This is a genomic window from Streptomyces sp. NPDC054872 (genome assembly GCF_053610705.1).
Genome location: NZ_JBSGYY010000064.1, coordinates 12,675 through 33,064 on the forward strand (window position 1 = coordinate 12,675; position 20,390 = coordinate 33,064).

The window sequence follows — 20,390 nt, forward strand, 5'->3', positions numbered from 1 at the left end:
CCGCGTCAGTTCTTGAGGGGTACCAGGTTGCCGCGCTGCTCGCCGATGAGGCCGGTGGCGCGGCGGGTCTGGGTGTCCTGGAGGCCGAAGCTGGTGAACGCGGTGCGCTGCGGGAGCGGGTAAGGGGCCTCTGGCATCAGGGTGTTGAGGATGGTGGCGCTGCGCCAGGCGGCGAGTCCGAGGTCGGGGGCGCCGACGCCGTGGGTGTGGCGTTCGGCGTTCTGTACGTAGACGTTGCTGCCGGTGCCGGTGACGGAGGGGTCGAGGACGAGGCGGTACTGCTCGTCGATGCGGGGGCGTTCGGCCGAGTCCCGGCGCATGTAGGGGTCGAGGCCGGCGAGGAGCTGGTCCAGGGGGCGTTCGCGGTAGCCGGTGGCGAGGACGACGGCGTCCGTGGTGAGGCGGGATCGGGTGCCCTGCTGGAGGTGTTCCAGGTGGAGTTCCACGCGGGTGGTGGCGACGCGGCCCGCGGTGCGCACGGAGACGCCGGGGGTGAGTACGGCGTCGGGCCAGCCGCCGTGCAGGGTGCGTCGGTAGAGCTCTTCGTGGATGGCGGCGATGGTGTCGGCGTCGATGCCTTTGTGGAGCTGCCACTGCTGGGGGACGAGTCCGTCGCGCACGGCTTCGGGCAGGGAGTGGAAGTAGCGGGTGTAGTCCGGGGTGAAGTGTTCGAGGCCGAGCTTGGAGTACTCCATGGGTGCGAAGGCCTCGGTGCGGGCGAGCCAGTGGATTTTCTCGGCGCCCGCCGGGCGGTGCTTGAGCAGGTCGAGGAAGACTTCCGCGCCGGACTGGCCCGAGCCGATGACGGTGATGTGGTCGGCGGTGAGCAGCCGGTCGCGGTGCAGGAGGTAGTCCGCGGAGTGGATGACGGGTACGGCGGGGGCGTCCGCCAGTGGCTTCAGGGGTTCGGGGATGTAGGGGGCGGTGCCGACGCCGACGGCGATGTTCTTCGTGTAGGTCCGGCCGAGGGCTTCGGCTTCTCCGTCGGCGTCGAGCTGGGTGAAGTCGACTTCGAAGAGGTCTCGTTCGGCGTTCCAGCGCACGGCGTCGACCTGGTGGCCGAAGTGCAGTGCGGGGAGGTTTTCGCTGACCCAGCGGCAGTACGCGTCGTACTCGGCGCGCTGGATGTGGAATCGCTCGGCGAAGTAGAAGGGGAAGAGCCGTTCGCGGGTCTTGAGGTAGCTGAGGAAGGACCAGGGGTTGGCCGGGTCGGCGAGGGTCACCAGGTCGGCGAGGAAGGGCACTTGGAGGCTGGCGCCGTCGATGAGGAGTCCGGGGTGCCAGTGGAAGCCGGGTCGTTGTTCGTAGAAGGCGGCGTCGAGTCCGGGTAGGGGCTGGGCGAGGGCTGCGAGGGAGAGGTTGAAGGGGCCGATGCCGATGCCGACCAGGTCCCGGGGTTCCTCGGGGGTGGTGAGCGGCGGGGCGGGCTTGTCGTTCTGGCCGGTCATCGGGGGGTGGTTCCTTCCACGAGCTTCAGGAGCTCGGCGAGGTCGCCGGGCCGGGTGTGCGGGTTGAGCAGGGTGGCCTTGAGCCAGCGGCGTCCGTCGATCGTGGCGCGTCCGAGGACGGCTCGGCCCTGGCCGAGGAGTTCGCGCCGGACGTAGGCGATGTGGTCGTCGTCGGCGTCGGCGGGCCGGAACAGGACCGTGCTGATGACGGGCCGGTCGTACAGTTCGAAGCCGGGGTGCGCGGCGACGAGTCCGGCGAACTCCTGGGCCTGGAGGCAGACTTGGTCGACGAGTGCGCCGATCCCTTCGCGGCCGAGGGCCTTGAGGGTGACGGCGAGTTTGAGTACGTCGGGCCTGCGGGTGGTGCGCAGGGAGCGGCCGAGGAGGTCGGGCAGGCCTGCTTCGGTGTCGTCGTCCGCGTTGAGGTAGTCGGCGTGGTGGCCGAGTGCCGCGAGGTCGTGGCTGTCGCGGACCAGGAGCAGTCCGGCTGCGACGGGCTGCCAGCCGAGTTTGTGCAGGTCGAAGGTGATGCTGTCGGCGCGCGCCATGCCGTGGAGGAGGGCTCTGTGTGTGTCGCTGAAGAGGAGCGGGCCGCCGTACGCGGCGTCGATGTGCAGGCGGGCGCCGTGGGTGGCGCAGAGGTCGGCGATCTGGTCGAGGGGGTCGATGAGCCCGGCGTCGGTGGTGCCCGCGGTGGCGGCGACGAGGAACGAGTTGGGCGGTCCGGTGAGCCCGGTCAGTGCTTCGTCGAGTGCGGCGGGGTCGAGGACTCCGGCGGGCGCGGGGACGGTGACCGGTTCCGGCATGCCGAGGAGCCAGGCGGCGCGGGCGAGTGAGTGGTGGGCGTTCTCGCCGACGACGAGGTGGACAGGGCCGTGTGTGGCGGTGCGTTCGCGGGCCAGGAGCAGGGCGAGCTGGTTGGACTCCGTGCCGCCGGTGGTGACGAGGGCGTCTCCCCCGTCGGTGCCGTAGGCCTCCGCGGTGAGGGCGCGGGTGACCAAGGCTTCGATCTCCGATGCGGCGGGGGCCTGGTCCCAGGAGTCCATGGAGGGGTTGAGCGCGGACGCGGCCAGGTCGGCGGCGACGGCCACGGCGAGCGGTGGGCAGTGCAGGTGGGCTGCGCAGAGGGCGTCCGCGGGGTCGGCGGCGCCTTCGGCGAGTGCGTGGACGAGGGTGCGCAGGGCCGCTTCTTCGCCCTCGCCCCGGGCGGGCAGGATGTCGCCTGCGGCCTCGCGCACCCGGGCGGCGACCGCGGTGGGGCCGCCCGCGGGGAGGGGGCCGCCGCGGGCGGTCGTGCCGGTGTGCAGGGCGTCCAGGGTGGCGGTGAGCAGGGGCCGCAGCGCGTCCGGGCCTCGGGCTCCTCCGGCGAGGGGCGGCGGAGTGCTCATGGGCGACGTCCTTCGGGTGCGCGTGGGCGGGGACATCCAGCCTGTCCGCCGAGCGGACGGCACGCCCGGAGAGCTCAACGATCCGAACCCGAAAGTGGTACTGCCGTGCGGAGAAACGGTGTTGGTGCGGGCGGCAGTGCTAGGCGCTCCGCGCGGGGGACCGGATTCGGCTGCGGGTGGTCTGTGGTTGCTCGCGCCGTTCCCCGCGCCCCCTTGCGGGGCGGCTGTCGAGGGTTCACTGCGGGTGATCTATGGTTGCTCGCGCCGTTCCCCGCGCCCCCTTGCGGGGCGGCTGTCGAGGGTTTTCTGCGGGTGGTCTGTGGTTGCTCGCGCCGTTCCTCGCGCCCCTTGCGGGGCGGCCCCGGTGAGAGATTTCTGTGGCGGCGGGGGCTAGGAGGTCGTCGTCTCTCGTACGCGCAATGCCCTTGCCAGGTCGTCGAGTTGGTCGGCTAGTTTGCGGCGCAGGGCGGGGATGGGGTTGGCGTCGCGCAGGCATTCCTCGCCCAGGCGGAGTGTTTCGGCGTCCACCGCGGAGGCCGGGAAGGCCCAGCGTCCCGCGACGTCGGCGATGGCGGGCCCGCGCCGGGCCGCGACGGCGACCGCGTCCTCGTAGTAGCGGGGGATGTACTCCCGTACCAGATCGGCCTGTTCGGGCTGCCAGAAGCCCTGGGCGGTGGCGGTGAGGAGGTAGTTGGAGAGGTCGTCGGAGACGAACATCGCTTCCCACGCGCGGCGCTTGGCCGCGGGGTCGGGCAGTGCGGCACGGCAGCGGGCGGCGCCCTCCTGGCCGGTGGCGCTGGGGTCGCGCTCCAGTTCGGCGGCGATCGCGGACTCGTCGGCGGCGCCGAGGACGGCGAGGCGGGTCAGGACGCGCCAGCGCAGTTCGGGGTCGAGTTCGGGGCCGCCGGGGACGGTGCCCTCGGCGAGCCACTCCTGGAGCGGGTCGGGCCGGGCCGCCACGTCGATGAGGGCGCGCACGGCGCTGAGCCGCAGGCCCGCGTGGGAGCCGTCCTCCGTGCGCCGGATCAGGTCGCGGCACAGCTCGGTGAGGGTGGACAGGGCGCCCGGTCGCTGCGCCGGGGGCAGGAAGCGGCCCGCGACGTGGGTGGTGGCGAAGGCGAGGACGCCCTGGACGAGGGCGAGGTCGGTCTCGTCGGGCAGGTGCGCTCGGGCCGTCTCCAGGTAGGCGGTGCCTTCGAGCTCGCCGTCGCGGACCATGTCGCGCAGGCTGTTCCACAGGACGGCGCGGGTGAGGGCGTCCGGGACGCGGGAGAGGCTGCGCAGGGCCGTCTCCATGGAGTTCTCGTCGAGGCGGATCTTGGCGTACGTGAGGTCCTGGTCGTTCGGGACGATCAGGGCGGGGCGTCCTCCGTCGCGCGGCGCGGTGGTCCCGGTGTGGGGGATGTCCCGCTCGTACCGCTCGCGCAGCACCAGGCCCTGGGGGTCGATGAGGTCGCGGTCGTACACGCCGACGGTGACACGGTGAGGCCGGCTGCCGTCGTGGTCGACGGACAGGGTCCACTCGCGGGCGTCGTGCGTGACGGTGGAGGTGAGTGTGTCGACGCCGGTGGTGCGCAGCCAGGCGTCGGCCCAGCCGTGGACGTCGCGGTCGGTGGCGTGCGCGAGGGAGTCGATGAAGTCGGCGAGGGTGGCGTTGGAGAATTTGTGCCGGGCGATGTGGGTGTTGATGCCGGCGAGGAAGTCCTTCTCGCCGAGCCAGGCGACGAGTTGGCGCAGTGCGGAGGCGCCCTTGGCGTACGAGATGCCGTCGAAGTTGAGCATCGCGGACGCGGTGTCGGGTACGGCGTCCGGGTCGGGGGCGACGGGGTGTGTGGAGGGGCGCTGGTCGGCGTCGTAGCCCCAGGCCTTGCGGGCGACGCCGAAGTCCGTCCAGGTGTCGGTGAAGCTGGTGGCTTCGGCGGTGGTCTGGAAGCCCATGTATTCGGCGAAGGACTCGTTCAGCCAGATGTCGTCCCACCACCGGAGGGTGACGAGGTCGCCGAACCACATGTGGGCCATCTCGTGGGCGATGACCATGGCGCGGGTCTGCCGCTCGGTCTCGGTGACGGCGGAGCGGTAGATGAACTCGTCGCGGAAGGTGACGAGTCCGGGGTTCTCCATCGCGCCCGCGTTGAACTCGGGGACGAACGCCTGGTCGTACGAGTCGAAGGGGTAGGGCTCCTCGAACTTCTCGTGGTAGCGGTCGTAGCAGGCGCGCGTGACGTCGAGGATCTCGTCGGCGTCGGCCTCCAGGAAGGGGGCGAGCGAGCGGCGGCAGTGGATGCCGAAGGGCAGTCCGCGGTGCTCGGTGCGGATCGAGTGCCAGGGTCCCGCGGCGACCGCGACGAGGTATGTGGAGATCAGCGGGGTGGCCGCCGCGCGCCACGTCCCGTCGCCGAGGTGCTCGGTGACGCCGTTCGCGAGGACCGTCCAGCCTTCCGGGGCGGTGACGGTCAGCTCAAAGACGGACTTCAGGTCGGGCTGGTCGAAGGCGGCGAAGACGCGCTGCACGTCCTCCATGAACAGCTGGGTGTACGTGTACGTCTCGCCGTCCGTGGGGTCGGTGAAGCGGTGCATGCCCTCGCCGGTGTGCGAGTAGCGCATGGCCGCGTCGACGCGCAGCTCGTGCTCGCCCGCCGTGAGCCCGGTGAGCGCGAGCCGGTTCTCGACGAGGCCCTCGGGGTCGAGGGCCTGCCCGTCCAGGGTGACGGAGCGCAGCTCGGCGGGCTTCAGCTCGACGAAGGTGTCCACCGTGGCCGTCGGCTCGCCGAGGGCCGTGAACCGGATGACGGTGCGGGAGTCGAAGGTGTCGGCTCCCCGGGTCAGGTCGAGCTCGACCGTGTACCGCTGGACGTCGATGAGCCGGGCTCGGGTCTGCGCTTCGTCGCGCGTCAGTACGGGCATGGGTCCATGCTGCCTGATCGCCCTGGCGGGGATGCGGGGTGCCCGGACATCGTTGCTCAGCCCTGAGCGATGCCGCGGGCCCGGTCCCGCGTCACGCCGACTTGGCGATCGTCTCGTGGTGGCGGATGACCTCGGCGATGATGAAGGTGAGCAGCTTCTCGGCGAACGCCGGATCCAGCTTGGCGCTTTCCGCGAGTTCGCGCAGGCGGGCGATCTGCCGGGCCTCGCGGTCGGGGTCCGCGGGCGGGAGGTGGTGGTTGGCCTTCAGGTGGCCGACCTGTTGGGTGCATTTGAAGCGCTCGGCGAGCATGTGGACGACGGCGGCGTCGATGTTGTCGATGCTGTCGCGCAGGCGGGACAGCTCGGCGCGCACGGCTGCGTCCGTGGCGTCCGTGGCGCCGGCGCCGTTCGCGTCACTTGTGTGGCTGGTGGTCATGGTCCACGAGCCTACGTTGCCGGTCCTTCGCCGTTGACGGCGGAAGAGCGCAGGATCGGCGGGTGGTCGGGGTCGGGGATCTGCTGCGACCAGCCGCCGGGGACCGCACGTCCCTGCTGTTCACGGAAGCGGACGGGTGCGGTGCCCACGCGGCGCGTGAAGAGCCGCGAGAAGTAGGCGGGGTCGTCGTAGCCGACGCGGCGGGCGACGGCGGCGACGGGGAGTTCCGTGGCGGCGAGGAGTTCCTTGGCGCGTCCCAGGCGGATGCCGAGGAGGTAGTCCTTGGGGCTGCAGCCGGCGCCCCTGCGTACCGCCGTGCGCAGTTCCGCGGGTGTCATGCCGTGGCGTGCCGCGTGCCCCGCGACGGAGAGCGGCTGGAAGGCGTCGCGGGCCAGTGCCTGCAGGACGGGGTCGCCGTCGGGGGCGATGTCGGCGCGGGCCCTGCGCAGCGCGACGAGCAGTTCGTGGACGGCGGCGCCCGTCTCGACCTCCAGGAGCGGGTTGCCGCGGCGTGCCGCGCGCGCGATGCGTCCGACGGCGGCTCGCGCGCCGGTGGCGTCGGAGAGCGGCACGACGGGCCGGTCGGGTTCTATGTAGCCGAGTTCGGTGTACGTCGTCGTGGCGGGCCCGGTGAAGTCGACGAAGCACTCGTCCCAGCCGGTTTCCGGGTCGGGTCCGTAGTGGTGGCGGACTCCGGGGGTGAGCCAGATCAGCGCGGGCGCGGTCACCGTCGCGCGTCTGCCGTCGGGGCGCTGGAACCAGCCGCCGCCCGCGCTGATGACGACGGCCACGTGGTGGTCGAGGGTGCGTGGGCCGACGGTCGGCAGGAGGCCGTGCTGCAGGCCGACCCCGAGGCAGGCGAGGCCGAGGCGGTGGTGGGCCGGGCTCGGCGTGAAATACCGCATCCACGTGTGGTACATCCGCTGGTGCCCCTTTCGTCCGGGCCGCGGCCCGCTCGCTGCGTCCAACCCGCCTAGATCTTTGTCCATGGACCCTGCCGCCCGCCAGAGGTGATCGTGGCGGAGCGGCACGTGAGCGAGAGGGACACAGGGAAAAGATGAACGGCTTCAGGGTGGGCGAGGACGATTTCGAACTGGACGGGCGGCCCGTGCGGCTGCTCTCCGGTGCGCTGCATTACTTCCGGGTGCACGAGGCTCAGTGGGGCCACCGCCTGGCGATGCTGCGTGCCATGGGGCTCAACTGCGTGGAGACGTACGTCCCGTGGAACCTGCATGAGCCGCGTCCCGGGGAGTTCAGCGACGTGGGGGCACTCGGCCGTTTCCTGGACGCCGCCCGGGAGGCGGGGCTGTGGGCGATCGTCCGGCCCGGCCCGTACATCTGCGCCGAGTGGGAGAACGGCGGTCTTCCGCATTGGCTGACGGGCGCGGTGGGGGCACGCGCGCGGACCCGCGACGCGGAGTATCTGGGGCATGTGGGCCGTTGGTTCGGCCGTCTCATGACGCAGGTCGTCCCGCGTCAGCACGACCGGGGTGGCCCGGTGATCATGGTGCAGGTGGAGAACGAGTACGGCAGTTATGGCTCGGACCAGGTCTACCTGCGCCATCTCGCCGATCTGCTGCGGGCCGAGGGCGTGACCGTGCCCCTGTTCACGTCCGACGGTCCCGAGGACCACATGCTGACCGGTGGTTCCGTCCCCGGTGTCCTGGCGACGGCCAACTTCGGCTCGCAGGCCCGTGCGGGTTTCGAGACGCTGCGCAGGCACCGTCCGAAGGGGCCGTTGATGTGCATGGAGTTCTGGTGCGGCTGGTTCGACCACTGGGGCGCGGAGCATGTCGTGCGGGACGCGGCGGATGCCGCGGGCGCGCTGCGCGAGATCCTGGAGTGCGGGGCGTCGGTCAACCTCTACATGGCGCACGGCGGCACGAACTTCGCCGGGTGGGCGGGGGCGAACCGGGGTGGCGGCGCCTTGCACGACGGTGTCCTGGAGCCGGACGTCACTTCGTACGACTATGACGCGCCCATCGACGAGTTCGGGCGTCCCACGGAGAAGTTCTGGCTCTTCCGTGAGGTGCTCGCCCCGTACGTGGAGGGGCCGCTGCCGGAGCCTCCGGAGCCGCTGCCCGCGCTCGGGGAGAGCGCGTCGGTCGGCCTGTCGGAGTGGGCGCCGCTGTCCGTCGTCATGGAGTCGCTCGGCGGTCCCCTGGCGGAATACGCCGTACCGCCCACCTTCGAAGAGCTCGACGTGGACCGCGGCCTGGTCCAGTACACGCTGACGGTGCCGGGCCCGCGGCGGCCCTACCCGCTGCGAGTCCGGGGGCTGCGGGACCTGGCGGTGGTGTACGTGGACGGGGTGCGGGCCGGTGTCCTGACCGAGGAGGAACCGGCTCTGCCCGAGCCTGTCGCGGGGCACGCGCGCGTGGAGCTCTGGGTGGAGTCCCTGGGGAGGGTCAACTACGGGCCGCGGACCGGTGAGGCGAAGGGCATCACGGGCGGGGTGCTGCATGAGCGGCAGTACCTGCACGGGGTGCGGGCGAGGGGGCTGCGGCTCGACGCGTTCTCCTCGGCGGAGGCGGTCAGGGGGGTGCCCGCCGCCGGGGCCGAGGGCGGGCGTCCGGGGCTGTACCGGGGTTCGGCGGTTGTCCGTGGTGCCGGTGACGCGGTCCTTGAACTGCCGGGCTGGGTGCGGGGGTTCGTGTGGGTGAACGGCTTCAACCTGGGCCGGTACTGGGCCGTGGGACCGCAGTCCTCGCTGTACGTTCCGGGAGCGGTGCTCCGGGAGGGGGAGAACGAGGTGTGGGTGCTCGAACTGGAGGGGGCGGCCGAGGCGGGGACGGTTTCCCTTTCCCCGCTCCCGTCCCTTCCCGATGCCCCGCCCGCGCCGGCGGACAGCGGCCGCTGATCACGGGCGCGGGCGGGCTCGTGCACGAGTGATCGCGGGCGCTGGCGGGCTCGTGCACGAGCACCGGACGGGCCGAAGGATCAGCCCGTCCGGCACGACGTCAGACTTCCCGCACCTCGAAGGCGTCCAGCGCGAACTCGGCGGTCCCGTCGTCCCCGCTCTTGCGCAGCCCGACCCACGCCTCGCCCTTGGCGGGGGCCGTGAACTCGTAGCTCAGGACGGTGGGTCCGGTCGCGACGGGCAGTTCCTTGCGGTCGATTTCGCGGGCCGCGGGGTCGTCGACGGCGGTGATCCACGCGTGCTGCCCCGCCTTCTCGTTCTCGTACCGGAACGAGACGCGGTAGCGCTTGCCCGCCTCGAAGCGGACGGTGTGCGGGACGGTGCGGTAGACGAGCCCGGTGTTCTCGCCGCGTGACTTGAGGGACTGCGAGCCGTCGATGACGTCGTCGATGGCCTTGCCGTTCCAGCCACGCTGCGTGTAGGGGGCATGCCGTTGGGCGATGTGCGTGCGCGGGTCGGTGACCTTCCCCGCGTCGCCCTTCACGAACGGTCCCCAGCCCTGCGGCACGTGCTCGAAGTCCTCGGAGACGAGCCTGCCCTCCGCGGGGGCGCCGGCTGGCGTGGCGGAGACGATCCGTACGTTGTCGAAGCGCACGCGCGCGTGGCCCGCGTCGGCCCGCAGCGTCAGCTCGGCGGGGCCGCCGCCCTCGGGGACGGTGAAGGGCACGGACATCCGCTGGAAGCGGGTGCCGTGCTTGCGGTCGGCCGCCACGTAGTTGCCGGCCGTGGAGGTCCGCGTCCAGTTGGCGGCGGTGACACCGTCGGCGGTGCGGACCTCCAGGGTGGCCTTGCGCTCGTCGCCCGCCTTCTCCCCGACCTCGACCTGCACGGAGGCGACGTACGCCCCCGCCTTCAGGCGGCGCAGCCGCTGGCCGACGGCTGCCTTGCCGCCAGGGCCCATGACGAGTTCGTGGTCGCCGAGCTTGCTGAGCTCCACGGAGGCGGGCCCGGAGACCTTCCACCCGCGCAGGGACCCGGAGTTGAAGCCGGGGTCGTGCACAGGGGTGCCCTGCCCCCAGCCGGGGTCGGGCAGCGCGGCGGCGCGCCGGCGGTAGAGGACGTACGGCTGCTTGGCCTTGGCGTCGAGGGTGACCTTGCCGCCGCGTACCGGAACGTGCGCCTCGAAGACCCGCCCTTGGTCGGTGAGCCGGTACAGCGCGACCTCGGAGAGCCCGGACCAGCCGCGCGGCAGCCGCCAACTGCCCTTACCGCCCTTGGGGTTGTAGTGGTAGAGCTTGCCGGGGTCGGTGGCCTTGCGGGGTTCCCAGGGCAGCAGATAGCTGCCCCCGTCATAGACGACACGGCCGTCGGTCACGATCCGGCGGGTGCCGTCCGCGTCGGAGACCGCCGTCCCGCCATCCCCGAAGAAGCTGATCTCGTGCTCGCCCCAGGACTTGATGGGATGAGCCTGGAGATACTTGGCGGGCAGCGAATCCGTCCAGATCAGATCGTAGAAATACGACCAGTCCGTCTTGCCGACCCACCCCTCGAAATTGCCCATGCGGGCAATTCCCAGGAGGGTCGGCCATTTGTCGGCGAACACGTCTTTCTGATGGTTGCGGATAAAGCGGATGAGCCGCGAGTTGATGCCCCGGGACGTATCGGGGCCGTAATCCGGTTCCGTCGCCCAGTGCGACCAGACGGAGGAGCGCTCGAAGCCGTGCCCCCATTCGCTGGTGACGATCCAGCCCTGCTCGCCCAAGGCGCGCTGCAGCCGGTCGGACGTCCAGCCCGACTCGCGGAAGACATCGATGTAGAGGGCGTTGAGCGCGCCGTCGGCCTCGTCCCGCAGATCGGCGAACCGCTTGACGATGTCACCGGAGACCAGGTCCCAGCGCTGGTCGATGCGGTAGCTCTGATCCAGCCAGTCCCACTGCTCGTCGGCCTTGTCGACGAGCTTCTCGGAGAAGGCGTTCGCGACGGGATAGGACTCCGTGGCGTTCACATGCACACTGAAGTCGCTGTTCCATTTCTTGCCCTCGCTGACCAGGGTGTTGAGGTCGTCGAGGCCACCCGCACGCGTGTTGTAGTTGCCCGCGTAATCGGGATGCGCGGAGTCGTGCCCCTCGGACTGGTAGCCCTTGAGCAGCGTGTACTGGCGCAGCCCGTCCGTCGCCAGGTGGATCCGCTTGACGTTGTCGAGCGTCATCAGGAACGGATTGGTCGCCTGCGAGGCGAAGTTGAACGGAATGTGCGGGACGACGCGCAGATGCTGTTCGTCCGCGCCGAGCGGCTTCACCATGATGTCGCGGAACGCGATGGCGGCGTCCTGCCAGTCGACCTTGCCGTCGCCGTTGCGGTCGCCGGTGATGACGACGGTGGCGTACGGAAGGGGCTCGGTGTCGCCGACGGCGGCGGTGGCCGCGCGGTGCGTCCACTGGCCTGGGGTCAGCCGGGCCTCCACGTACCCGCTCTTCCTGACGGTCTCCCGCCAGAGCCGGCCGTTGTCCCAGGTGGTCCCGGCCTCGGTGGTGGGCTTGTCGTAGACGGTGTTGGTCTCGACGGCGCCGCCCAGCGTGTCGTGCGCGACGACGGCGTACGCGCATCCGGTGGCCGCTTCGGCGGCGCTGCCGGAGGACGGCTTGACCTCGGTGTCCCCGCTCTTGGCCTTGTCGAGCTGGATCCTGGCGGCCAGGAGGGTGGCGCCCGGTTGATCGCTGCGTACGGCGAGCAGGGCGAGCCCGGGGATGCGCAGTGTGCCCACGCGCAGCGCGTCGGTGTCGTCGATCTCCGTCACCCGCCACCGCACCTGGCGCCCCTTGACGACGATCTCGACGGTGAGGGTGGTGCCGCCGCCGAGCGCGAGGACGTACTCGGCGCGGTCGCCCCCGTCGCCGCTGAAGGTCACCTCCGGGGTGTGCGTCACGTCGTCCACCAGGAGCGTGGTGACGGCTTCCGGCTGCGCGTGCAGGACCGCCTTGGAGGCGCGGTCCGTGTACGAGACGACGCGGGGGAAGTCGGTGGCGACGCGTACCTCCAGGTCGGCGGAGCGAAGGACGGCTTCGCGCGCCGCGGCCGGGTTCGCCGAAGCGGCCTGGGCCCCGAGGCCGACGGCGGCACCGACCCCGGCCAGCGCGCCCGTGGCGACTACGGCTCTGCGGCTCGGTCCGGACGTGTCTGACGACTGCATGGCACCCCTCCGTGGGACGGAATTCGGTGCGGTCACCCTGCGCCGGGAGGGACGGGCGCGCCCATGGACAAAGGGGAGGCAGGACTTGGACTAACGGGGTCCCTCGGAGCAGCCCGGCCGGCGGAGCCCGCACGGGAGCGGGGCCGGACCAGTGGCTGGTCCGGCCCCGCGTCCAGCGGAGACTCAGAGTTCCGACGCCGCCTTCTCTATGTCACCGGCGAACGTCGACACCTCGGTGTAGACCCCGGGGAACTTGGGCTGCGCGCAGCCGTTGCCCCAGCTGACGATGCCCACCTGGATGTACTCACCGGCCTCGTCCTTGCGGAACATGGGGCCACCGGAGTCACCCTGGCAGGTGTCCACGCCGCCCTCCGCCAGCTTCCCGGCGCAGAGCTCCTCACCGGGCGTGAGGTCGGCGCCGTACGCGGCTTCGCAGTCCGCGTCGCTGACGAAGGGGACCTTCGCCTTGAGGAGGTGACGCTGCTGCTCGCCGCCCTCCTTGTCGGCACCCCAGCCGGCGATGTCGAACTCGCCCTCGTTGTACTTGGTGTCCTTGGCGATCTTCAGCGTGGGCTGGTCGATCGGCTTCTCCAGCTTGATGAGCGCCCAGTCCTTGCCCTTGCCGTTGTAGCCCGGCGCCTGCAGGACCTTCGTGGACTTCACCTTGATCGCGTCCGGGCTCTCCAGGTCCACGACACCGCCGGTGGCGGTGATGCTCGTGTTGTCGCCGGAGCCGTCCACGCAGTGGGCGGCGGTCAGCACGATGTCCTGGGCGTACAGCGCGCCGCCGCAGCCCATGGACAGGCGGACCATGAACGGGAATTCGCCCTGCTCAGCGGGGGTGCCGCCGACCACGCGCTCACCCGGGGTGGGGCCGGGGTGCGGGGCCGCGGAGGCGGCGACGGGCTGGAGGCTGACGGCGGCGAGGGCGATGGCACCGAGGGTGGCGGCTCTCTTGACTCCACGCAGCTTGGTGTTCAACGGGTTTCCCTTCGTGGGGGGTTCGTGGGGGGTTGCACGCGACGGCGGACCCACTGACTCCCACGACGAACGCGAGAATGGCATGAGCCCGCCAAAGCGTTGTTGCGGATTATGGAGATCGGTGTCCGGATAGAGCAAGGGGCGGTTTTCAGCCAGCGCCTTGCACGTCACCTGGTTCCGCCGGCGGGGACCCGCCTTACAGTGGAGGCGACTTGAGGATGTCTCCAGGGGGTGCCGGCATGGCGGACGGCGGGCCGGTGGTGCACGGATACCCCCACCTGGACACGGTGTGCTCCGCGATCACCGCGCTCTACAAGCGCCTGTCGTACCACACCGTCCACACCTTCGACACCAGCGTCGCCCCCGCCGACGTCGCCTTCTCCGACCAGGACGACCTGCATCTGGGCGTGCAGCGCGTGGCCCGCGAGATGGTGCGTCATCTGCGGCTCCCGGACGCCCGCGTGATCGTCAGCTTCCGCGAGATGGAACACGCGGCGAACGTCGAACTCACCGCAGGGCCGGAGCACTTCATCGAGCTCAACGACCGGTTCCGCACGCACCGCAGGGACATCGGCGCGGCGCTCGCCCACGAGGTCATGCACGTGTATCTGCACCGGCTTGATCTGGTGTTCCCCGGCACCCGTGACAACGAGATCCTCACGGACACCGCCACCACGTATCTGGGGGCGGGGTGGCTCCTTCTGGACGCGTACCGGGAGGACGGCGCCTCGTCCCAGAAGCTCGGCTACCTCACGCCCGAGGAGTTCGGGTACGTCCTGGCCAAGCGGGCCATCGCCTTCGGTGAGGCACCGGAGACGTGGTTCACCAGCGCGCAGGCGTACACCGCCTACACGAAGGGTCTCGAGCAGGCCCGGCGCGACGAACAGCAGCCACCGCTGACGGCCGCGGGGTGGTCGGGGCGGCGGCGGTACGCGAAGGACCGGCGGAACGCGCTGGAGCGGCGCTCCGGCGGGGCGGGGGTCTCACCCGGGGGTGAGGCGTACTCGTTCTCCCGGGGTTCGGGCGGGGCCGCCGAGCCGTTGCGGGTCTCGTTCCCCTGCCCCACGTGCCGGCAGCGCATCCGGTTGCCCGCCCGGGGGCGGATGCGGGCGCGGTGCACGTTGTGCCGGACGGTGCTGGAGTGCGATACGTGAGGCGGCGGGGGGGGCAGAGGCAGGGGCTCAGCCCCTTCACCCCACGGGCCGTCACGTCTCCCGGCCGGCCCCTCTCCCGGCTAACCCCAGTGCGAGGGGCGGGCGAGGGCCGGCGGCAGTTTGGTCTCCGCGTCGCCCTTCGCCGCGTTCACCTGCGTCTGCGTCAGGAAGATGCTGCCGGTGAGGTCCGCGCCCCGCAGGTCCGCGTCCCGGAAGTCCGCGCCGATGAGGTCGGTCGTGCGCAGGTCGGCGCCGCCGAGATCGGCGGCGATGAGGCAGGCCCCGCGGAGGGTGACACCGCGCAGGTCGGCGCCGCGGAGTCGGGCGCCGAAGAGGTCGGCTCCCCTGCGGTCCTTCTTCTTCCGGCGGATGTCCGCGCGCACGAGGTCGCTGGTGCGCAGGAGCAGGACGTTGACGTCCGCACGGTGTGCGGCCACGTCCGTCCCGGCCACTTCGTCCGGGGTGCCCCGGGTGAGGTGCTCGGTCTTGTCCAGCGCGCTCCGGAGCTCCGCCCGGATCGGGCGGGTCTGGGGCAGGGCGACCGCCTCGGTCAAGTACCAGAGCAGTTCGTGCAGTTGGCGCATCACCGGGAAGACGTCGAACATCTGGCGGGCGGTGTCAGGGTCCTGCCGCCAGTCGGTGCCGCCGTACGTGGACCGGGAGACCTTCTGACCGGCGCCGAAGCAGTCGTAGACCGTGCAGCCCGAGTAGCCCTTCTGACGCAGCTTCTGGTGGATGCCGCAGCGGAAGTCCTGCTGGAGGTTGGTGCAGGGGGTCCCGGCCGCCTTGTCCACGGGAAAGTCCGAGGACTTGGAGAGGGTGAGGGCCACGCAGCAGAGCCCGAAACAGCTCCCGCAGTCGGCACGCAGATCCTGCCGGTCGTCGCTGTCGGCGAGGGGGAGCAACTGCCGCTGCCCCGGCTGTTTCTCGGTCATCAATGCCTTCCTCAGGCGATCGGGCGGGAAAGGCCTGTTCGGCAACGGATACCGCCGGGGCGGTGAGAACGCGGCGCCCGTCCCGGCAGCGGGGTACGAGCCCCGCCGCCGAGGACAGCGCTACGCCGCCCTGCGCCCCGCGCCCCCGCTGGGGCGACCGCCGCCACGCCTGGCGCGGCCACCACCGGTCGAGCCCCCCGCAGAGGGCCTGCCGCCGGCCTGCGGCTGAGTCCTGGACTGGCCCTGGGACCGGGGCTGGCCCTGGGACTGGGTCCTGGACTGCCCCTGGGACTGGGACCGCGACTGGCCCTGGCCGCCGCCCTGGGACTGCGACTGCCCCTGGGGGCGCGAACGGCGCTGGCCCTGGCCTCCCCCGCCCTGCCCGGCGGGACGCCTCCGCCCCCGCTGCGGCGAAGCCTGCTGCTGCTGCGGAACCTCGATCACCACCGGCACCCCGGAAGGCTCACGCGCACCCGTGATGCGCGACAGTTCCTCGTCCGTGGACTTCACCCGCGCCGTCTTCGGGCTGATCTCCGCGTCGGACATCAGACGCGTCATCTCCCGCTTCTCGTCCGGCAGGACGAGCGTGACGACACTGCCGGACTCACCGGCACGCGCCGTACGCCCACCGCGGTGGAGATAGTCCTTGTGGTCCGTGGGCGGGTCGACGTTCACGACGAGATCGAGGTCGTCGACGTGGATGCCGCGGGCCGCCACGTTGGTGGCGACAAGGGCGGTGACCTCCCCGGTCTTGAACTGGTCGAGGGTCCGGTTGCGCTGCGGCTGCGAGCGGCCGCCGTGCAGCCCGGAGGCCCGTACACCGTTGGCGAGCAGCCGCTTGGTGAAGCGGTCCACCGCGCGCTTGGTGTCCAGGAACATGATCACTCGGCCCTCACGGGCGGCGATGCGCAGGGCCACGGCCTTCTTGTCGGTCTCGTCGGCGACGTACAGGACGTGGTGTTCCATCGTCGTGACCGCGCCCGCGGACGGGTCGACCGAGTGCACCACCGGGTCCGTCAGGAACATCCGGACCAGCCGGTCGATGTTCTTGTCGAGCGTGGCCGAGAACAGCATGGTCTGGCCGCCCTGCTCGACCTGCTTCAGGAGCGCGGTGACCTGCGGCATGAAGCCCATGTCGGCCATCTGGTCGGCCTCGTCGAGGACCGTCGTCCGCACCTGCGAGAGATCGGCGTCGCCGCGCTCGATGAGGTCCTTGAGACGTCCGGGCGTCGCCACCATGATCTCGGCGCCGCGGCGCAGCGTCCCCGCCTGCTTGGTGATGGACAGGCCGCCGACGACCGTCGACATCCGCAGGTTCACGGACGTCGCGTACGGGGTCAGCGCGTCCGTGACCTGCTGCGCGAGCTCACGCGTGGGGACCAGGACCAGGGCGAGGGGCGAGCGCGGCTCGGCGCGGCGGCCCGCGGTGCGGGCGAGGAGCGCGAGGCCGAAGGCGAGGGTCTTGCCGGAGCCGGTGCGGCCACGGCCCAGGATGTCGCGGCCCGCGAGGGAGTTGGGAAGCGTGGCTGCCTGGATCGGGAAGGGCTCGGTGACGCCCTGCGCGGCCAGCGTCTTCAGGAGGGCCTCGGGCATGTCCAGGTCGGCGAAGGCATCGACCGCGGGAAGCGCGGGCGTGATGCTCTCGGGCAGCGCGAATTCGCCGCCGACGGGCCTCGGCTTGGCGCGGCCCTGCTTCTTCGCGGCGCCCTTCGCCTGGCCGCCGCCGGCCACCGGGGCCTTTCCGCGTGCGTTCGTGGAGCGCCCGCGGGCAGGACGTGCGGGGCGTTCGGAGCGATTCATACGGAAATGCCTTCCTGGACCTGGTGACAGCACAAGCCGGGACCCGCACCTTCCTGGTGCGGGCCCCGGCTATGAGGTTCGCGTGCTACGAACGTCAGGCGGGAACGATGTTCTCGGCCTGCAGGCCCTTCTGGCCCTGCGTGACGTCGAAGGAGACCTTCTGGCCCTCGAGGAGCTCACGGAAGCCCGAGGACGCGATGTTCGAGTAGTGGGCGAAGACGTCGGGGCCGCCGCCGTCCTGCTCGATGAAGCCGAAGCCCTTTTCCGAGTTGAACCACTTAACGGTGCCGGTTGCCATGTCAATCTCCTCAACAGGGGCAGAGTAAGGAAAACCACGGAATTGTGGATTCCAAGCGCTGCAATGACCCCCATCCCGGAGAGACCGGAAAAAAACAATAGTGCGCCTTCGGAGCATTCCCGTCAGGCGCACATAAAGTTCATGGGTACCAAAACTGCGACGCATAAGCCTAACACGGACGACGGACCGCCTGTTTCGAGACCCCCGCAGGCCCCGCGACCCCAGGGGCCACGCCGGGCTCCGGGCCGCGAGATACCTGCCGCGCACACCGCGAGATACCTGCCGCGCACACCTTCCTCCTGTCGGAGCACCCCGCTACCTTCAACCAAACAATCGCTTGGTTGAGCGACGAGTGGCCATGGCGACCGCTACCGAGGAAGGCGGCCCGATGCGCATCTCCCGAACCCGTACGGCAGTCGGAGTCCTGGTCTCCGCGCTCGCGCTGAGCGCCCTGCCCGCCTGGGCGGCCCACGCCGGGCCGACCGCACCCGAGCGGGGCACGGCCCGGCACGCCCCGCACCACCCCGGGTCCGCGTACGACGGCGTGCGCCACATCCCCATGCAGGGCGCCGTCAACGTAAGAGACCTGGGTGGCTACCGCACCTACGACGGCGAGCGGGTCCGTCACGGCCAGGTCTTCCGCGCCGACGCCCTCGCGAAGCTCACCGACGCCGATGTCGCCACCCTCGCCGGGCTCCGCCTGAAGAAGGTCGTCGACTTCCGGGTGCCCGCCGAGGTCCAGTACGACGGGCCCGACCGGCTGCCCGCCGGGCTCACCCCCACGGCGAGGCCCGTCAGCGACAACGGACTCTTCGCGACGCTGATGACCGTGATCGGCTCCAGGGACCCGGTCAAGCAGGAGGAGATGCTGGGCAGCGGCAGGGCGGACGCCTTCATGCGCGACGTCTACCGCTCCTTCGTCACCGACGGCCCCAACCGCGCGCAGTTCGCGGCGACCCTGCGCGACATCGCGTACGGCGGCAAGGCGTCACCGCTGCTCTACCACTGCACGGCCGGCAAGGACCGCACCGGCTGGACCAGCTATCTGCTGCTGCGCGCCGTCGGCGTCCCCGAGCACACCGCCGTAAGCGACTTCCTGGCGTCCAACACCTATCGCGCGGCTCACGACGCGAAGGTGCGCGAGGGCCTGAAGCAGGGCGGTCTGATGCAGAACCCCGATCTGCTGATCCCGCTCCAGGAGGTCCGCACCGGCTATCTGGAGGCGGCGCTCACCGAGGTGAAGAAGGAGTACGGCAGCCTCAACGGCTATCTGAGGAAGGGACTCGGGCTTGATGTGCGGACGATTCTCGCGCTGCGGGACCGCATGGTCGGCTAGAAGATCCGGCGGGGCCAGGAGATCCGGCGGGTGGGTGTCAGGCAGTCACGATCCCCTGCGCCCGCGCCGCCGCGAGCCAGGCCGGGAACTCACCCACCAACTGGTCGTACAGACGGTCGTCCGGGACGGTGCGCGGGTCCTGCCCCGCGTGGAAGAAGCCGGCGTTGTCGACGGCACGCTTGGCGGGGACGGCGAGTTCGTCGAGCTTGCGGAGGTAGTCGAACTGCTTGCTCTTCGCGTCCCCGAAGCCGATGAACTGCCAGAACAGCGGCAGCTTCGACGCCTTGCACAGATACCGCTCGGCGGCGAGCTTGTTGATGGGGCCGCCGTCGGTCTGGAAGACGACCAGGGCGGGCGCCGTGGAACCGCTGTCGACGTAGTGGTCGATCACGGCGTCCATCGCCAGGTGGTAGCTGGTCCTGCCCATGTGGCCGAGCCCGGCGACGATCTCGTCGATGCGACCGTGGTGGCGGTCGAGTGCGATCTCCGTGATGGCGTCGACGTCCGTGGAGAAGAAGACCGTGGGCACGGTGCCGTCGTCGTCGAAGTGCGCGGACAGACCGAGGACGCGGTCGGCGAGGGCCTGGACGGTGCCGTCCCTGTAGTACGGCTTCATGGAGCCGGAATAGTCGACGACGAGGTAGACGGCGGCGCGCTGCCCGTCCAGGCCGTGCTTGCGGAGGCTGACGCCCGCCGTCTTGTAGAGGCTCACGAGCGCGGGCGCCGCCTCTTCCACCTTGCTCAGGCTGATCGCCGGTCCCATGTGCGGCCCCATTTCCCTGACTCCTGTCCATTCCTGGCGGTGACGTGATCTCTTACGGGCTCGATGGCAAGACGGTACTGATCACCGGTGCGGGCCGTGGGCAGGGGGCCGCCGAGGCGCGGCTCTTCGCGGAGGCGGGGGCGCGGGTCGTGGTCACGGACGTGCGTGAGGAGGAGGGGCGCGAGGTCGCCAAGTCCCTTGGCGCGCAAGGCCTTTTCGTACGCCATGACGTCACGGACGCGGAGAGCTGGGCGTCGGCCGTGGCGGCCGGGGTGGAGGCCTTCGGCCGTCTGGACGCGCTCGTGAACAACGCGGCGCTGTGGCGGACGGCTTCGGTGGAGAAGGAGACGTACGAGAACTTCGACGCGCTGATCCGGGTCAATCTGCTCGGCCCGTTCCTGGGCATCCAGGCGGTGCTGCCCGCGCTGCGGGAGGTGGGCGGCGGCTCGATCGTGAACGTCTCGTCGACGGCGGGGCTTGTGGGGATCCGGGGCCATGCGGCGTACGGGTCGACGAAGTTCGGGCTGCGGGGGCTCACTCGCTCATCGGCGCTGGACCTCGCGGAGTACGGGGTACGGGTCAACTCCGTGCATCCGGGGGTGATCGACACCCCGATGATCTCCTCGGCCTCCGCGGGGCGGGACTGGTCCCATCTGCCGCTGGGGCGGATGGGCCGCCCCGAGGAGGTCGGGGAGCTGATCCTCTTCCTCGCGTCGGAGGCGTCGTCGTACATCACGGGGGCGGAGTTCGCGGTGGACGGCGGGTCGACGGCGGGGTAGGGGCGGTCCCTGCGGGGCTTCCCCAATCCCACCCCTTCCCGAAACTGGGGCTCCGCCCCGGACCCCGCTCCTCAAACGCCGGAGGGGCTGAACTACTCAGCCCCTCCGGCGTTTGAGG

General features: G+C 71.0%; 15 protein-coding genes. 4 read left to right on the forward strand and 11 right to left on the reverse strand.

Features of this window, described 5'->3' with window-relative positions:
• Positions 1–5 precede the first annotated feature (5 nt).
• The 5 genes from ACWGIH_RS41930 to ACWGIH_RS41950 form a co-directional block, all read right to left on the reverse strand.
• Positions 6–1,448 (reverse strand): lysine N(6)-hydroxylase/L-ornithine N(5)-oxygenase family protein, encoded by a 1,443-nt coding sequence (locus ACWGIH_RS41930; protein WP_453448489.1) that lies wholly within the window; start codon positions 1,446–1,448, stop codon positions 6–8.
• Positions 1,445–2,836, reverse strand: coding sequence for a pyridoxal phosphate-dependent decarboxylase family protein (locus ACWGIH_RS41935; RefSeq protein ID WP_453448488.1), 1,392 nt, complete (start codon positions 2,834–2,836; stop codon positions 1,445–1,447). The genes ACWGIH_RS41930 and ACWGIH_RS41935 overlap by 4 nt, the downstream gene beginning before the upstream one ends.
• 390 nt (positions 2,837–3,226) lie before the next feature.
• Entirely contained in the window at positions 3,227–5,740 is a 2,514-nt protein-coding gene (pepN, locus tag ACWGIH_RS41940) for an aminopeptidase N (RefSeq protein WP_453448487.1), read from the reverse strand.
• Between the two features lie 91 nt (positions 5,741–5,831).
• On the reverse strand, positions 5,832–6,176 hold the full coding sequence (locus ACWGIH_RS41945) for a chorismate mutase (protein WP_453448486.1): 345 nt from the start codon (positions 6,174–6,176) through the stop codon (positions 5,832–5,834).
• Positions 6,177–6,187: 11 nt separating this feature from the next.
• Complete coding sequence (locus tag ACWGIH_RS41950) at positions 6,188–7,096, reverse strand: helix-turn-helix domain-containing protein (RefSeq protein WP_453448485.1); 909 nt, start codon at positions 7,094–7,096, stop codon at positions 6,188–6,190.
• 137 nt (positions 7,097–7,233) lie between these two features.
• Here ACWGIH_RS41950 and ACWGIH_RS41955 point away from each other — a divergent pair, with 137 nt between their 5' ends.
• Entirely contained in the window at positions 7,234–9,036 is a 1,803-nt protein-coding gene (locus ACWGIH_RS41955; RefSeq protein WP_453448484.1) for a beta-galactosidase, read from the forward strand.
• A gap of 100 nt (positions 9,037–9,136) precedes the next feature.
• Here the strand turns inward: ACWGIH_RS41955 and ACWGIH_RS41960 are convergent, their stop codons facing one another.
• Positions 9,137–12,226 (reverse strand): endo-alpha-N-acetylgalactosaminidase family protein, encoded by a 3,090-nt coding sequence (locus ACWGIH_RS41960; RefSeq protein ID WP_453448483.1) that lies wholly within the window; start codon positions 12,224–12,226, stop codon positions 9,137–9,139.
• Positions 12,227–12,409: 183 nt separating this feature from the next.
• Positions 12,410–13,207: a S1 family peptidase gene (locus ACWGIH_RS41965; protein WP_453448482.1), complete on the reverse strand. Its 798-nt coding sequence runs from the start codon at positions 13,205–13,207 to the stop codon at positions 12,410–12,412.
• A gap of 239 nt (positions 13,208–13,446) precedes the next feature.
• Here ACWGIH_RS41965 and ACWGIH_RS41970 point away from each other — a divergent pair, with 239 nt between their 5' ends.
• Positions 13,447–14,361, forward strand: a complete 915-nt coding sequence (locus tag ACWGIH_RS41970; RefSeq protein ID WP_453448481.1) for a hypothetical protein — start codon at positions 13,447–13,449, stop codon at positions 14,359–14,361.
• 80 nt (positions 14,362–14,441) lie between these two features.
• On the opposite strand, the gene ACWGIH_RS41975 is transcribed toward ACWGIH_RS41970, so the two are convergent.
• From ACWGIH_RS41975 to ACWGIH_RS41985, 3 genes are all read right to left on the reverse strand, one after another.
• The gene (locus ACWGIH_RS41975) at positions 14,442–15,296 is read right to left on the reverse strand and encodes a pentapeptide repeat-containing protein (protein WP_453448480.1); all 855 of its coding nucleotides are present in this window, start codon (positions 15,294–15,296) and stop codon (positions 14,442–14,444) included.
• 120 nt (positions 15,297–15,416) lie between these two features.
• Positions 15,417–17,096: a DEAD/DEAH box helicase gene (locus tag ACWGIH_RS41980; RefSeq protein WP_453448479.1), complete on the reverse strand. Its 1,680-nt coding sequence runs from the start codon at positions 17,094–17,096 to the stop codon at positions 15,417–15,419.
• 94 nt (positions 17,097–17,190) lie between these two features.
• Complete coding sequence (locus ACWGIH_RS41985; RefSeq protein ID WP_037661310.1) at positions 17,191–17,394, reverse strand: cold-shock protein; 204 nt, start codon at positions 17,392–17,394, stop codon at positions 17,191–17,193.
• Between the two features lie 388 nt (positions 17,395–17,782).
• On the opposite strand from ACWGIH_RS41985, the gene ACWGIH_RS41990 reads away from it, so the two are divergent.
• The gene (locus tag ACWGIH_RS41990; protein WP_453448478.1) at positions 17,783–18,730 is read left to right on the forward strand and encodes a tyrosine-protein phosphatase; all 948 of its coding nucleotides are present in this window, start codon (positions 17,783–17,785) and stop codon (positions 18,728–18,730) included.
• 37 nt (positions 18,731–18,767) lie between these two features.
• Here the strand turns inward: ACWGIH_RS41990 and ACWGIH_RS41995 are convergent, their stop codons facing one another.
• Positions 18,768–19,505: a vWA domain-containing protein gene (locus ACWGIH_RS41995; RefSeq protein WP_453448477.1), complete on the reverse strand. Its 738-nt coding sequence runs from the start codon at positions 19,503–19,505 to the stop codon at positions 18,768–18,770.
• Positions 19,506–19,540: 35 nt separating this feature from the next.
• On the opposite strand from ACWGIH_RS41995, the gene ACWGIH_RS42000 reads away from it, so the two are divergent.
• The gene (locus ACWGIH_RS42000; protein WP_453448553.1) at positions 19,541–20,272 is read left to right on the forward strand and encodes an SDR family NAD(P)-dependent oxidoreductase; all 732 of its coding nucleotides are present in this window, start codon (positions 19,541–19,543) and stop codon (positions 20,270–20,272) included.
• Positions 20,273–20,390: the final 118 nt, after the last annotated feature.

Coding starts and splice junctions, on each gene's coding strand:
- ACWGIH_RS41985 (WP_037661310.1), bottom strand. CDS start 17,394: ATGGCAACCGGCACCGTTAAGTGGTTCAACTCGGAAAAGGGCTTCGGC.
- pepN (WP_453448487.1), bottom strand. CDS start 5,740: ATGCCCGTACTGACGCGCGACGAAGCGCAGACCCGAGCCCGGCTCATC.
- ACWGIH_RS41930 (WP_453448489.1), bottom strand. CDS start 1,448: ATGACCGGCCAGAACGACAAGCCCGCCCCGCCGCTCACCACCCCCGAG.
- ACWGIH_RS41945 (WP_453448486.1), bottom strand. CDS start 6,176: ATGACCACCAGCCACACAAGTGACGCGAACGGCGCCGGCGCCACGGAC.
- ACWGIH_RS41950 (WP_453448485.1), bottom strand. CDS start 7,096: ATGTACCACACGTGGATGCGGTATTTCACGCCGAGCCCGGCCCACCAC.
- ACWGIH_RS41935 (WP_453448488.1), bottom strand. CDS start 2,836: ATGAGCACTCCGCCGCCCCTCGCCGGAGGAGCCCGAGGCCCGGACGCG.
- ACWGIH_RS41980 (WP_453448479.1), bottom strand. CDS start 17,096: ATGAATCGCTCCGAACGCCCCGCACGTCCTGCCCGCGGGCGCTCCACG.
- ACWGIH_RS41960 (WP_453448483.1), bottom strand. CDS start 12,226: ATGCAGTCGTCAGACACGTCCGGACCGAGCCGCAGAGCCGTAGTCGCC.
- ACWGIH_RS41995 (WP_453448477.1), bottom strand. CDS start 19,505: ATGGGGCCGCACATGGGACCGGCGATCAGCCTGAGCAAGGTGGAAGAG.
- ACWGIH_RS41975 (WP_453448480.1), bottom strand. CDS start 15,296: ATGACCGAGAAACAGCCGGGGCAGCGGCAGTTGCTCCCCCTCGCCGAC.
- ACWGIH_RS41955 (WP_453448484.1), top strand. CDS start 7,234: ATGAACGGCTTCAGGGTGGGCGAGGACGATTTCGAACTGGACGGGCGG.
- ACWGIH_RS41970 (WP_453448481.1), top strand. CDS start 13,447: ATGGCGGACGGCGGGCCGGTGGTGCACGGATACCCCCACCTGGACACG.
- ACWGIH_RS41990 (WP_453448478.1), top strand. CDS start 17,783: ATGCGCATCTCCCGAACCCGTACGGCAGTCGGAGTCCTGGTCTCCGCG.